Source organism: Nonomuraea endophytica, from assembly GCF_014203235.1.
In the GTDB taxonomy this organism is placed as follows: Bacteria; Actinomycetota; Actinomycetes; order Streptosporangiales; family Streptosporangiaceae; genus Nonomuraea; species Nonomuraea endophytica.
Genome location: NZ_JACHIN010000011.1, coordinates 147333 through 161013, shown reverse-complemented (window position 1 = coordinate 161013; position 13681 = coordinate 147333). Strand labels below are relative to the sequence as shown.

Below are 13681 nucleotides of genomic sequence, written 5' to 3'. Positions count from 1 at the left end.
CGGTGTGCACACCGACGCGGACAGGGGGCGTGCCTAAGGTGCGGCAAACGTCGCGCCCCCTTCCGAGGAGCATCCATGACCGCTACCTCCGCGCGAACGCTCCCCATCGGGGCGGCGTTCGACCGGATGCCGTTCACACGCCGGCACGTGCTGATCGCGCTGGCGCTGTTCGTCGCGTTCGTCATCGAGTCGTGGGAGCAGCTCGCGCTGATCTACGTCGCGGGCGATCTGGGCAGCGCCTTCGGCATCGACGAGGCGGGCATCGGCATCGTGCTGTCGGCGGTGGCGTTCGGCATGATCCCCGGCGTGCTCATCTGGGGCCCCGTCGCCGACCGCGTCGGCCGCAAGCCCGCCGCCTTCTGGTCGCTGCTGGCCTACGGCGTCATCGCCTTCGCCTCGGCCTTCGCGCCGAACCTGCCCACGCTCGTCACCCTGCGGGTGGCCTCCGGCCTGGCGCTGGCCGGCGTCTACACCATCACCTTCCCCTACTTCCTGGAACTGCTGCCCACCCGCCACCGCGGCCGCGCCGCCGTCTACCTGTCGATCGGCTGGCCCATCGGCATCCTGGCCGCGATCGGCGCCTCCATCGCCTTCGGCGACATGGGCTGGCACGTGGTCGTCATCGCCAGCGCGGTGGCCGGGCTGTGGGCGTTCGCGATCCGCGCGTGGGTTCCGGAGTCGCCGTACTGGCTGGCCGCCCGCGGCCGCCAGGACGAGGCGCGCGCGGTGCTGCGCCAGCTGTCCAGCCCCGACGCCGACGCCGAGTTCACCGTCGCGGCCCGCCGCCCAGGCAACCCTCTCGACCTGTTCCGCGGCAAGCTGGCGAAGATCACGATCGTCATGCTGCTGCTGAACTTCGCCTTCAACTGGGGCTACTGGGGCCTGCAGACGTGGCTGCCGACCCTGCTGCAGCAGCGCGGCCTCACCCTCGACGCCTCGCTCGGCTTCGCGGCGCTGAGCGCGCTCATGATGATCCCCGGATACGTGAGCGCCTCGCTGCTGACCGGCCGGTTCGGCCGCAAGAAGGTCTTCCTGGTGTACGTCGTGGCCGCCGCGCTGGGCGGGCTGTGGTTCGCGCTGGCCGACAGCACGTGGGAGCTGTATGCGGGCAACTTCGTGCTGTCGTTCTTCAGCCTCGGCGCGTGGGGGGTGTGGAACACCTGGAACGGTGAGTTCTACCCGACCGCGCTGCGCGGAACCGGCTACTCGTGGGCGACCGCCGCCCAGCTCGTCGCCACCACGGCGGCGCCGTCGGCCGTGGGCGCGCTGCTGGCCGGGGCGACCGGGTTCACCACGACCATCCTGATCATCAACGCGTTCATGGTGGTCACGGCGCTGCTGGCCGTACCGCTGCCGGAGACCGAAGGCCGCGAGCTGGAGTGATCGTCGGCGTCGCACCCGGGCGGCCCGCGACCACGGTCGCGGCCGTGCGCGACGGCGCTCTGGTGTTCTCCCGGCAGCTGCCCGCCGCGGCCGGGCCGCCGTTCGGCGGGCTGGCGAAGCTGGCCGGCGGGCTCGGGGCGCGGGCGGTGTGCGTGGCGCTGGACCTGGAGGACGCCGAGCTCGCGCCGGTCGCGGCGATCCGGGTGGGCGGGCCCTGCCCCGAGGTGCTCGCGCCGCACCCGGCCCACCCCGGCGGGGCGACCACGATCGTGCGCGGCGGGCACAGCCTGACCGGCCGCCCGCTGGCGCCGCTGGATGTCGACGCGGTACGCCGCTTCGCCGGTTCGTGCGGGCTGAGCGACTTCGCGGTGACGGCGACCGGCTCGCCCGTGCTGGCCGACCACGAGCTGGCGGTGGCGGAGATCGTGGCCGCCGAGGTGCCGGGGGCGCGGATCACGCTGTCGTATGAGTTCGGGCGGGCGGGGCTGCGCGAACGCGAGGAGGACGCCATGCTCAACGCCGGCCTGGGACCGGCGGCCGTGCGGGTGGCCCGCGAGGTGGGGCAGGCGCTGGAGGGGCTGCCGCCGTACTTCGCCAGGACCGGGCACGGGCTGGTGTCGGCGCACTACTTCCGCCGCTATCCGCTGATCTGCCGGTTCGGGGCGACGGCGAGCCTGGCGCGCGGACTGGCCGTGCTCGGGGGCGAGAGTGAGGAGGGGGCGGCGCGGGCGTTCGGGGCGGCGCTGGGCCAGCCGGTGGCCGAGGTGGAGCGGATCGTGCAGGCGCGGGGGCGGGCGGAGCTGGACCGGGTCCTGCGCGACGCGCGTGACGAGGCGCTGACGCGGGTGGTGAGCGCGGGCGCCGCGCCCGGGTCGGCGTCGATCGCGTCGCTGACGGTCAACCCGCTGTCGTACCTGCCGCACGGGCTCTACCGGGTGCGGGCCTCGGCCGGGGGAGCGACGCCGTGATCGGGGCCGGGGAGCTGGCGCGGTTCGCGGCCGGGTCGCGGTTGTTCGCGACGGGCGCCGCCGAGTCGTCCTACCGGCTGGTGCTGGACTGGGCGGGGTCGGTGATCGGGCCGGGCGTGCCGGTCGTGGCGGCCGAAGCGCTGGCGCCGGAGACGGTGTGCGTGGCGGTCTCGCTGGTGGGCTCGACGACGGCGCTGGGCGAGCAGTTGCCGGCCGGGGACGAGCCGGTGCGTGCGGTGCGGGCCCTGGAGCGGCGGCTGGGCGGCCGGGTGGGCGCGGTGGTGGCGCTGAACCTGGCGGCGGAGAACGCGCTGCTGCCGCTGGTGGCCGCGGCGCTTTTGGAGGTGCCGCTGGTGGACGGCGACGGGACGGGGCGGGTGTTTCCGCTGGTGGAGCAGACCACGTACACGCTGGGCGGGGTGAGCGCGACGCCGCTGGCGCTGGCGGGGGGCGGCGGGGAGCTGGTGGTGCTGGAGACGGCGCCGGACCGGGTGGAGGCGGTGGTGCGTCCCTTGGTGCTGGCGATGGGCGGGTGGGCGGTGGGCGCCTGCTATCCGATGAGCGCGCGGGAGCTGGCCGGGGCGCTGGTGCCGGGGACCGTGGGGCGGCTGCTGGAGGCCGGGGCGCCGGGGGCCGATCGGGCGGTGGCGGCGCCGTACGGGATGAAGACCTTGTGCCGCGGCGTGATCGCCGCGGTGGAGGGGAGCAGCGGGCACGGCGCGGACCTGGAGCTGCCGTCGCTGCCGTCGAGCATCGTGGTGGAGGAGACCGGCGGGCTGCGGCGGCTGGTGCGGCTGGAGGCGCACAACGAGATCGTGCTGGCGCTGGCCGACGGCGCGCCGGTGGCGATGGCGCCCGACCTGATCTGCCTGGTGTCGGCGGCGGATCAGCTGGTGGTGGACGTGGACAAGGCGGCGCCCGGCATGGAGGTCGAGGTCATGGTGGTGCGGGCGGCTCCGGTGTGGCACACCGAGCGGGGGCAGGAGCTGGGCGGGGTGCGGGCGTTCGGGGTGCCGCTGTGAGGGCGCGGGGGTGGGAGTCGCCGGTGACGGTGGCCGAGCTGGTGGACGCGGGTCCGCTGGCTGGGGCGCACATGTACGGCAGTGGCGCCAACCCGGTGCATCAGGTGCGGATCGTGGACGAGCTGGGCGTGTTCGCCGATGTGGTGCCGCACACCGCGGTCGTCCTGATCGGGGCGGCGGCCTCGGGCGGGTGGGCGGTGGAGATGGCGATGCGGCGGGCGTGGGAGCAGGCGGCGGCGTGCGTGATCGCGCCCTCCAGTGCGCTGAGCGCGGGGTCGGGGGAGGTGCTGGCGGAGCGGCTGGGCGTGACGCTGATCTTCGTGGACGGCGATCCGCTGGTGACGGCGGTGGAGGTGGCCTCGGCGGCCTCGCGTCCCGAGGCGGCGCGCACGCAGCTGGTGGCGCGCTGCGCCACGCGGATCGCCGAGGCGGGGGCCTCGGCGCGGCGGGTGCTGGGGGTGCTGAACGCGGAGCTGCCCGGCACGTCCGTCGCTTTTCTCGATCGGTACGGCACGCGTCTGGCAGGCCGGGCGGCCGCCGAGGGTGACTCGGCTTCCGGTGGGGAGCGGGTGCTGGTGGACATGGATCTGCCCGATGGGCTGGGGCGGCTGGTGGCGTCCGGGGCGGTGCGCTCGCCCGGGTGGCCGTCGGTGGTGCGGACCGTGCTGGGGCTGGCGGTGGCGGCGCTGAGCGCGTGGGCGGCGGGGGAGCGGCTGGTGGCCGGGCGGGAGTTCGCGGTGCAGGAGGCGCTGGCCGAGCGGCTGCTGGCGATGCCGGAGGCGCTGCTGGACGCCGAGCCGCTGGACACGGTGCCTGAGCAGGACGTGCCGGGCGGCGTGGGGGCGGGCGCGATGCCGGACGTGAGGGCCGGCGTGGGGGCCGGAGTGGTGGCGGGCGCGGGCACTGAGGCGTTTCCCGGGGCGTTTCCCGGGGCGGTTCCCGGTGTGGTGGGGGATGTGCGGGAGGCGCTGGGGCGGGCGGCGGCGCTGGGGTGGGCGGTGCACGGGCCGGTGAGCGGGTTCGTGGTCAGGCCGGTGGGGTGGCAGCCGGATCCGGCCGAGCACGCGATGGTCAGGGAGCTGCTGGTGGGGGCGCTGGGGGCGGTGCCGGTGATGCGGCGGGGGGAGGGGTGGGCCGGTTGGGCGGAGCTGGGGCCGGGGGCGCTGGCCGTACGGCTGCAGGAGTGCGCTCGGTTGCTGCCGCGGGCGGTCGCGGCGGGGGCGGGGCGGCAGGTGGAGCGGCTCGGCGCGGTGGGGGAGTCGCTGCTGGGTGCCGAGGCCGCGGCGTTCACCGCGCGGGCCGGGGCGGTGGCGCGGGCGGATCGGATGGGTCCGGCGGAGCTACTGGCGGCGCTGCCCGCTGGGGTGCTGCGGGCGCCGGCGGAGGTGGTGCTGGGGCCGTTGCGGGCGGCGGACAAGGACGGGAGCCTGCTGGCGACGCTGGCCGCCGTGCTGGATGGCGGCGGGGCGCTGCGGGCGGCCGAGCGGCTGGGGGTGCACCGCAACACGGTGACGACCCGGCTGGAACGGGTCCGGGCTGCGGGCTACGACCTGGAGGACCCGGCGACGCGCTTGGCCCTGCATCTGGCGGTGCACGTGAGCCGGTGAGAACCGGCCACGCCAGTGATCTACTTTGTAAAGGCGCGGAGGTGGAACGGCATACGGTACCAGCGACCGTCCACCGCGGCCGAGTCGACGAGGACGATGGAACGCTCCACCAGCCTTGCCACCGCCTCGGCGGCGTCGGCGGTGCGGTGGCCGGTCAGCGCGCGTTCGGCCTCCTCCAGGCCGAAGGGGGTGTCGAAGGCGGCCAGCCGTTCCCAGGCCTGCGTGTCGAGCGGGTGGCACTGGCGGTGGCTCCAGGCGGCGGCCGCGCGCATGCTGGCGTGCCGGGCCGGGTGCGCGGGGCCCGCGGGCAGGGTGTGGAAGGCGCCGTTGTCGAGCATCTCGGCGAGCTTGCCGGACTCCAGCAGGTGCTCGGCGGCGATCTCGATGGCCAGGGGCACGCCTTCGAGGCGGGCCAGGACGTCGGGGTCGGCGCGCAGGCCGCCGGAGCGCACGTGGAAGAGGGTGGCGGCGTCGGGTGCCGACAGGGGGGCGGCGACGGTGACGTGCTCGCCGGGGATGCCCAGGACCTCGCGGCCGGTGACCAGGACGCGCAGGCCGGGCAGGCCGCGCAGCAGGCGTTCGACGAGGGCGACGCAGCGGTCGACGACGTGGTCGCAGGTGTCCAGGACGAGCAGGCGGGGTGGTTCGCCGCCGTCCCACGGCAGGCGCTCGCCGCTGAGGATCGTCTCGTGGACGTTGGAGGGGTCGAGGTCGATCAGGCGGGCGGCCGGGTCGAAGCCGGCGGCCACCGCGCGGGCCAGTGCGCTCTTGCCGACGCCTCCGGCTCCGGTGATGGTCACCAGCCGTTCGCGGCCGAGCAGGTGGAGGATCTTGTCCCGGTGTTGATCACGCCCGACGAGGGCGTCGCCCGCACTCACGCTTCGAGTGTTGTGGACGCGGGGGGCGTGGCGCCTCGGGCGGGGGTACCTATCCGCATACCTAAAATCGCGGCTGGATCTTCTAGGTATACCCCCTTACGAATTGTCATCCGGCGCGTACGCTGAGGCAATCGAGGCGGATCCGGGAGGGGTCGATGGCACCGGCGATGGACATGCGGCGCGGGGGCCTTCCCGTGCAGGTGACCGGGTTCGTCGGCCGGCCGCGAGAGCTGGCGATGGTGGCCAGGCTGCTGGATGAGGCCCGGCTGGTGACGCTGGTGGGCCCGGGTGGCGTGGGCAAGACGCGGATCGCGTTACAGGGCGCGCACGAGGCGCGTGAGCGGTTCGCCGACGGGGTGTGCCTGGTGGAGCTGTCGGCGCTGGTGGACGCGGGGCTGCTGGCGCACACGGTGGCGGCGGCGCTGGGGCTGCCGGAGCAGGACGCGCGGCCGGCGCTGGAGCATCTGGTCGACTGTCTGGCGGGGCGGCAGGTGCTGCTGGTGCTGGACACGTGTGAGCATCTGGTCGAGGCGTGCGCGATGCTGGCGGAGGTGCTGCTGCGGGAGGCGCCGGCGGTGACGATCCTGGCCACGACGCGCCAGCCGCTGGACGTGGCGGGGGAGCACACGCTGGCGATCCCGCCGCTGCCGGTGCTCGATCTGGGTTCGGGTGAGGACGCGGTGGCGTTGTTCGCGCAGCGGGCGGCGGCGGTGGTGCCGGGTTTCACGGTGAATGAGGACAATCACGCGTCGGTGGCGGCTCTGTGCCGGCGGCTGGACGGGATTCCGCTGGCGATCGAGCTGGCGACGGTGCGGTTGCGGGCGATTCCGCTGGAGGGGTTGCTGGCGCGGCTGGAGGACCGGTTCAGCCTGCTGACGGCGCGGCGCAGCTCGTTGCCGCGGCATCAGACGCTGCGCACGACGATCACGTGGAGCCATGATCTGTGCGACGGCGACGAGCGGCTGTTGTGGGCGCGGCTGTCGGTGTTCGCGGGGTCGTTCGACCTGGCGGCGGCCGAGGCGGTGTGCCAGGACGAGCAGTTGCCGGTGGGGCGGATCATCGAGCATCTGGTCGGGCTGGTGGACAAGTCGGTGCTGCTGCGGATGGAGGGGCGTCAGGACCGTTACCGGCTGCTGGACACGTTGCGGGAGTTCGGGGCCGAGCAACTGGCGCTGATGGGGCAGCAGGAGAGGGTGCGGCGGCGGCATCTGGACTATTACCGGTCGATGGCGGAGCGGTTCTCGGTGCGGGCGTTCACGGGGGATCAGCTGGCGCTGTATCACGGGCTGGACCGGGAGCGGCCGAACGTGCGGGCGGCGCTGGAGTTCGCGCTGGGTCAGTCGGGCGGGGAGCGGGAGGCTCTGCGGTTCGCGGTGTCGCTGTGGCCGTACTGGTTGTGCGGGGCGCGGCTGGCCGAGGGGCGGGTGTGGCTGGAGCGGGCGCTGGGCCGGGTGCCGGCGTGGGTTCCCGAGCGGGCCGAGGGGCTGGGGCATCTGGGGTTCTTCGCGTTGCAGCAGGGGGCGCAGCGGGTGGCGCTGCCGTGGATCGAGGAGTCGCTGGCGATCGCCAAGGAGCTGGACGATGAGCGGCTGCGGGCGTTGGCGATCCAGCATCTGGCGGTGCACCGGCTGCTGAGCGGGCGGCCGGATGAGGGGTTTCCGCTGTTCGACGACGCGTGTGCGCGGTTGACTGCGCTGGGGGACCGTACGGGGCTGGCGATCGCGCTGATGGAGAAGGGGGCGCTGTACGCGCTGTCGGGTGACGGGCAGACGGCGCTGGCGGTGACCGGCGAGGTGCTGGAGCTGCTGGGCGAGGGGTCGGGGGAGTGCTGGTTGCAGGGGTATGTGCTGTTCCTGCGGGCGCTGGCGCGCTGGACGCTGGGTGATCTGGCGGGTTCGGTGCGGGAGGCGCGGCTGGCGGTGCGGATGAAGTACGCGCTGGGTGATCATCTGGCGGTGGCCGACTGCCTGGAGCTTTTGGCGTGGCAGGCGGCCGATCAGGAGCGGATGGTGCGGGCGTGCTGGCTGCTGGGGGCGGCCGATCGGGTGTGGCAGCAGTTCGCGGCCCCGCTGGCGGGTGCGCCGTCGCTGCTGCGCCATCACGATCGGGCGATCGCGCTGGTGTCGAAGAGCCTGGGTTCCGAGCGGTATGCGGCGATCTTCCGGCAGGGGTCGGGGTTGTCGCTGGGGGACGCGGTGGAGCTGGCGGACATGGACGTGGACGCGATCCCGGTGCAGGCGCCGCGGCGGGCGGCGATGGAGTTGCTGTCGCCGCGTGAGCGTGAGGTGGCGGGGCTGGTGGAGGAGGGGCTGACGAACCGGGAGATCGCCGAGCGGCTGGTGATCTCCAAGCGGACGGCGGACGCGCACGTGGAGCACATCCTGGCGAAGCTGGGGGTGTCGTCGCGGGTGGAGATCGCGGAGCTGGTGGCGGCGGGCAGTGGTTCCTGAAGGGTGGAGGGGTCGGATGGACGTGGCGGCGCTCGCGGGTGACGTGATGCCGTATGTGAGTGCGGCGGTCAGCGCGTACGGCGGGGCGGTGCTGGCCAAGACGCAGGAGGCGGCGGCGCAGTCGACGGTGGGGCTGGGCACGAGGATCTTGCGGCGGCTGTTCGGCGGCGCCGATGCCGTGGGGGCGGGTCCTGCGGCGATCGAGGAGCTGGCGGCGCATCCGGGTGACGCCGACTATGTGGCGGCGTTGCGGCTGGTGATCCGGCGGGCGCTGGAGGCCGAGCCGGGGCTGGCGGCGGAGATCGCGGCGATGGTGCCGGCGGCGCCGTCGGTGACGGCGTCGGGGGAGCGTTCGGTGGCGGTCGGCGGCACGAACGCGGGCCTGATCATCACGGGTGACGAGGCGAAGGTGGAATACCCCCGCTGAAGCAGGTGAAGGCCGGAGATTTCCTTCTTGCGCCCTCCGAACCGTATGGTGTACGGTACAGCGTACCGAAACTATGGAGGATTACGCCTTGACCCTCATCCAGCCCTTCACCCTCGCCGTCCCCGCCGCCGACCTGGACGATCTGCGCACGCGGCTCGACCTGGCCCGCTGGCCCGACGAGGTGCCCGGCCAGGGCTGGCGCCTCGGAGTGCCTTTGGCCGAGCTGAAGGACCTCGTCGCGTACTGGCGTACCGGCTATGACTGGCGCGCCGCCGAGGCCGAACTCAACGCCCACCCGCAGTTCACCACCGAGATCGACGGCCAGAACGTGCACTTCCTGCACGTGCGCTCCCCGCGCCCCGACGCGCTGCCACTGCTGATCACCCACGGCTGGCCCAGCTCGCCGGTGGAGTACCTGGACGTCATCGCGCCGCTGGCGCGCGAGTTCCACCTGGTCATCCCGTCGCTGCCGGGATACGGCCTGTCCGGTCCGACCCGGGAGATGGGCTGGGGCGCCACCCGCATCGCCGGAGCGTGGCTGGAGCTGATGTCGCGCCTGGGCTATGAGAAGTTCGGCGTGCAGGGCGGCGACTGGGGCACGTGGATCTCGCGCGAGGTCGGCGTGCTGGCGCCCGAGAGGGTCGTCGGGATGCACGGCAACGGCCTGATCTGCTTCCCGCTGGGCCTGCCCGGCGAGATGGACGACCTCACCGCGACCGAGACCGAGCGCATGGCCTTCCGCGAGGCCTACCAGCACGAGCAGTACGGCTACAAGCTCATCCAGTCCACCCGCCCGCAGGCGTTCGCCTACGGCATGGCCGACTCCCCCGTGGCGCTGCTGGCCTGGTTCGCCAGCGTCTACCACGAGTGGAGCGACGGCGGCGTCGACCGCGACCGGCTGCTGACCACGACCATGATCTACTGGCTGACGAACACGGCGGGCTCTGCGGCCCGCTCGTTCGTCGAGACGCCCGACACCGAGCAGGACACCACGGTGGAGTGGGAGCTGAAGCCCGCCACGGTGCCGACGGCGATCTCGGTCTTCCCGCGCGACATCCTGCGCCCGATCCGCCGCTTCGCCGAGCGCGACAACAACGTCGTGGCGTGGATCGAGCACGAGCGGGGCGGCACGTTCGCCGCGCTGGAGCAGCCGCAGGCCTACGTCAGCGACGTGCGGGAGTTCTTCACCCAGCTCAGGGCATGACGCCCGGAACCCGGCCCTTCGCTGTGCACCCCGCACAGCGCGCGGGTCCGGGTTCCGCATACGGTGCGGGGCATGACGTATCGAGTCGCGATGGACATCGGCGGCACCTTCACCGACGTTGTCTGCTATGACGAGCGCAGTGGCGCCGTCGTGGCGGCCAAGGCCCCCTCCACCCCCGGCGACCTGGCCGAGGGCGTGTTCAACGCCCTCGGCCGCGTCGTCGCCGAGCCCGCGCGCATCTCCTTCTTCGTCCACGGCACCACGCAGGGCCTGAACGCCCTGCTGGAGCGCAAGGGCGCCCGCGTGCTGCTGCTGACCTCCGGCGGCGCCCGCGACGTCTACCAGATCGCCCGCGGTAACCGCGAGCGCATGTTCGACCTGCGCTACCGCAAGCCCGTCCCGCTGGTGCCGCGCGCCGACATCATGGAGGCCGCCGGCCGGCTGGACTGGCGCGGCGAGGAGCTCACGCCCCTGGACGAGCCCGCGGTACGGCACGCCGCCCGCCGGGCCCGCGAGGAGGGCTTCGACGCGGTGGCGGTGAGCCTGCTGTTCTCCTACGCCAACCCCGCCCACGAGATCCGCGCGGGCCAGATCCTGCGCGAGGAGCTCGGCCCGGACGTGCTGGTCGTGCTCAGCCACGAGGTGGCGCGCGAGTGGCGCGAGTACGAGCGCACCTCCAGCGCCGTTCTGGAGGCCTACACCGGCCCGGTCGTGCGCCGCTACCTGGCCGGCATCCAGGAGCGCTTCGCCGGGCGCGGGCTCGGCGTGCCGGTGCACGTCATGCAGTCCTCCGGCGGGCTGGTCAACGCCGGGTACGCGATGCGCCGCCCGCTGCAGACGCTGCTGTCGGGCCCGGTCGGCGGCACGATGGGCGGGGTGGCGGCGGCGCGGCTGCTGGGCGGCGGGAACGCCATCTGCGTGGACATGGGCGGCACCTCCTTCGACGTCTCCCTGGTGGTGGGCGGGCGGCCCGACGTCAGCGCCGAGGCGCGCATCGAGGGCTACCCGGTGCTGATGCCGATCGTGAACCTGCACACCATCGGCGCGGGCGGCGGTTCGCTGGCCTACGCCGAGGCGGGGGCGCTGCGGGTGGGCCCGGAGTCGGCGGGAGCCGTACCCGGTCCGGCCTGTTACGGCCGTGGCGGCACCCGGGCCACCGTCACCGACGCCAACCTGGTGCTCGGCCGGGTCGATCCGGCCTGGTTCGCGGGCGGCCTGATGACGCTGGACACCGGCGCGGCCGAAAGGGCGATCGCGGACCTGGCCGGTGAGCTCGGCATGGAGCCGCTGCGGCTGGCCGAGGGCGTGTGCGAGGTGGCCAACGCCAAGATGGCCCAGGCGATCCGCACGCTGACGGTCGAGCACGGGGTGGAGCCGAGGGAGTTCACCCTGGTGGCCTTCGGCGGGGCCGGGGCCATGCACGCGGCGTTCATCGCCCGGGAACTGGGCATCACCGACGTGGTGGTGCCGCGCTTTCCGGGGGCGTTCTCGGCGTGGGGGATGTTGGAGGCCGACGTGCGCCGCGACCTCACCCACCCGTTCTTCCGGCCGCAGGCCGGCGTGGACGGCGGCGAGATGGCGGCGCGGCTGCGGGAGCTGGAAGAGCAGGCGCTGACGGCGCTGGCCGGGCAGGGCGTGCCCGAGGACCGGCGGCGGGTCGAGCACGCGGTCGACATGCGCTACGAGGGCCAGGACTACACGCTGACCATCCCCCTGCGCGACGCCGCCGAGCCGGGCGAGCCCGGCTTTCTCGCCGCGCTGGCCGCGCGTTACGCCGAGGCGCACACCGGGCGCTACGGCCATGCCACGCCGGAGGCGCCGGTGGAGCTGGTCATGCTGCGCAGCACCGGGTTCGGCACCTTTCCCAAGACCTCGGCCGCGCCTCAGGTGGCCGGCCGGGCGCAGGCGCCGGCCGTACGAGATGTGATCTTCAACGGCGAGGCGCACCGCACGCCGGTGCTGCGCCGCGCGGACCTGGACGGCGAGCTGGCGGGGCCGGCGATCGTGGTCGAGGAGACCGCGACCACGGTCATCCCGCCCGGCTGCCGGGCCACCGTCGACGTCAACGGCTTCCTCCTGATCAAGGTGAACTCTCTGTGATCGACCCCGTCACCACCGAAATCATCCGCTGCGCCCTGCTGCAGGCGGCTGAGGACATGAACACCACCCTCATCCGCTCCTCCTACACCCCCGTCATCTACGAGGCCAAGGACTGCGCGGTCGCGTTGCTGGACCGCGAGCACCAGGTGCTCGGCCAGTCGTCCGGGCTGCCGATCTTCCTGGGCAACCTGGAGGTGTGCACGCGCGAGACCGAGCGCCTGTATGGGCGGCAGGTGTGGCGCGAGGGCGATGTGTGGGTGCTCAACGACTCCTACATCGGCGGCACCCACCTCAACGACGTCACCGTCTACGGGCCGATCTTCGCCGACGGGGAGCTGGCCGGGTTCGCCGCGTCGCGGGCGCACTGGCTGGACGTGGGCTCGAAGGACCCGGGTGGCAGCATGGACTCCACCTCGATCTTCCAGGAGGGGCTGCGGCTGGGCCCGGTGAAGATCTACGAGGGCGGGCGGCCGTGCCGTGACCTGCACGAGGTCATCGCCCGCAACGTACGCTTCCCGCACGCGACACTCGGCGATATGCGCGCCCAGGTCGCGTGCGCGATGACCGGTCAGCGGCGGCTGTCGGAGATCGTGGCGCGCTGGGGGGTGGAGACGGTGATGGCCGCGCGCGATGAGATCTTCGCCCAGACCGAGCGGCTGGAACGGCAGGCGATCGCCGCCATCCCCGACGGCGTCTACACCGCCGGCGGCCATCTGGACAACGACGGGATCACGCTGGAGCGTCCGCTGCCGGTCAACGTCACCGTGACGGTGGCGGGTGAGCGGATCGCGGTCGACCTGACCGACTGCGCCGACCAGGCGAGCGGCCCGGTCAACTGCGGCGCGGCCCAGGCGGTGGCGGCGGTGCGGGTGGCGTACAAGCTGCTGGTCAGCGGCGAGGTGCCGCTGAACGGCGGCTCGTTCCGCCCGCTGGAGGTGGTGACGCGGCCGGGCAGCATGCTGGCCGCCCGCTCCCCTGCGGCCTGCCAGTACTACTACTCCCATCTGGGGCTGCTCATCGACCTGGTGGTCAAGGCGCTGGCGCCGGTGCTGCCGGAGCGGGCCGCGGCCGCCTCCTACGGCGACTCGCTCATCGTGCAGTTCACCGGGACCGATCCGCGCACCGGCACGATGTACGTCTCGCAGGAGGCGACCGTCGGCGGCTGGGGCGCGTGGGAGGGCGGCGACGGTGAGTCGGCGCTGATCAACAACGTCAACGGGTCGCTGCGGGACATGCCGATCGAGGTGCTGGAGACGTTGTTCCCGGTGCGGGTCACCCGCTACGCGATGCGGCCGGGCACCGGGGGCGCGGGGCAGTGGCGGGGCGGCAACGGCGTGGTGCGCGAGTACGAGTTCCTCGGCGACACCTCGCTGTCGCTGTGGTTCGAGCGCTCGGTCACGCCGGCGTGGGGTCTGGCGGGCGGCGGCGCGGGCGCTCCCCCGCGCGTGGTCCTCAATCCGGGTACGGCCGGCGAGCGTGCCATGCTGAAGGTCAACGCCCTGCCGGTGGCGGCCGGAGACGTGCTGCGGTGCGAGTCGGGTGGTGGCGGCGGCTACGGCCCGCCCGAGCGGCGCGCTCCCTCGGCGCACGCCGAGGACGTGGCCCAGGGCATGGTCGGCGACTCCTGACCGTTTTGCCGCGG

10 protein-coding genes are annotated in these 13681 nt (G+C 73.8%); 9 read left to right on the top strand and 1 reads right to left on the bottom strand.

The genetic code is table 11. The annotated features are described in order from the left end of the window. Positions 1 to 75: 75 nt before the first annotated feature. The 4 genes from HNR40_RS35490 to HNR40_RS57495 are packed head-to-tail and all read left to right on the top strand — an operon-like array spanning position 76 to position 4980. Complete coding sequence (locus tag HNR40_RS35490; protein WP_184969267.1) at positions 76 to 1383, top strand: MFS transporter; 1308 nt, start codon at positions 76 to 78, stop codon at positions 1381 to 1383. After that, positions 1380 to 2351, top strand: a complete 972-nt coding sequence (locus HNR40_RS35485; RefSeq protein WP_184969265.1) for a hypothetical protein — start codon at positions 1380 to 1382, stop codon at positions 2349 to 2351. The genes HNR40_RS35490 and HNR40_RS35485 overlap by 4 nt, the downstream gene beginning before the upstream one ends. Next, positions 2348 to 3373, top strand: a complete 1026-nt coding sequence (locus HNR40_RS35480; RefSeq protein WP_184969264.1) for a DUF917 domain-containing protein — start codon at positions 2348 to 2350, stop codon at positions 3371 to 3373. The genes HNR40_RS35485 and HNR40_RS35480 overlap by 4 nt, the downstream gene beginning before the upstream one ends. After that, positions 3370 to 4980, top strand: a complete 1611-nt coding sequence (locus HNR40_RS57495; protein WP_184969262.1) for a PucR family transcriptional regulator — start codon at positions 3370 to 3372, stop codon at positions 4978 to 4980. The genes HNR40_RS35480 and HNR40_RS57495 overlap by 4 nt, the downstream gene beginning before the upstream one ends. A 20-nt stretch (positions 4981 to 5000) precedes the next feature. Here HNR40_RS57495 and HNR40_RS35470 read toward each other — a convergent pair whose 3' ends face one another. Beyond that, a complete protein-coding gene (locus tag HNR40_RS35470; RefSeq protein ID WP_184969260.1) occupies positions 5001 to 5858 on the bottom strand; it encodes a hypothetical protein in 858 nt (285 codons plus the stop codon). Positions 5859 to 6013: 155 nt separating this feature from the next. Between HNR40_RS35470 and HNR40_RS56675 the strand changes: the two genes are divergently transcribed. From HNR40_RS56675 to HNR40_RS35445, 5 genes are all read left to right on the top strand, one after another. After that, complete coding sequence (locus HNR40_RS56675) at positions 6014 to 8308, top strand: ATP-binding protein (RefSeq protein ID WP_281395632.1); 2295 nt, start codon at positions 6014 to 6016, stop codon at positions 8306 to 8308. A 16-nt stretch (positions 8309 to 8324) separates the two neighbouring features. Beyond that, a complete protein-coding gene (locus HNR40_RS35460; RefSeq protein ID WP_184969259.1) occupies positions 8325 to 8735 on the top strand; it encodes a hypothetical protein in 411 nt (136 codons plus the stop codon). 88 nt (positions 8736 to 8823) lie between these two features. Continuing rightward, positions 8824 to 9939, top strand: a complete 1116-nt coding sequence (locus HNR40_RS35455) for an epoxide hydrolase family protein (protein ID WP_246509788.1) — start codon at positions 8824 to 8826, stop codon at positions 9937 to 9939. A gap of 72 nt (positions 9940 to 10011) precedes the next feature. After that, a complete protein-coding gene (locus HNR40_RS35450; RefSeq protein ID WP_184969255.1) occupies positions 10012 to 12039 on the top strand; it encodes a hydantoinase/oxoprolinase family protein in 2028 nt (675 codons plus the stop codon). Next, positions 12036 to 13667 (top strand): hydantoinase B/oxoprolinase family protein, encoded by a 1632-nt coding sequence (locus HNR40_RS35445; RefSeq protein WP_184969253.1) that lies wholly within the window; start codon positions 12036 to 12038, stop codon positions 13665 to 13667. The genes HNR40_RS35450 and HNR40_RS35445 overlap by 4 nt, the downstream gene beginning before the upstream one ends. Positions 13668 to 13681: the final 14 nt, after the last annotated feature.

Bases quoted from the DNA above. Each gene is read 5' to 3' on its own strand.
- HNR40_RS35490 (WP_184969267.1), top strand. From the start codon at position 76: ATGACCGCTACCTCCGCGCGAACGCTCCCCATCGGGGCGGCGTTCGAC.
- HNR40_RS56675 (WP_281395632.1), top strand. From the start codon at position 6,014: ATGGCACCGGCGATGGACATGCGGCGCGGGGGCCTTCCCGTGCAGGTG.
- HNR40_RS35460 (WP_184969259.1), top strand. From the start codon at position 8,325: ATGGACGTGGCGGCGCTCGCGGGTGACGTGATGCCGTATGTGAGTGCG.
- HNR40_RS35450 (WP_184969255.1), top strand. From the start codon at position 10,012: ATGACGTATCGAGTCGCGATGGACATCGGCGGCACCTTCACCGACGTT.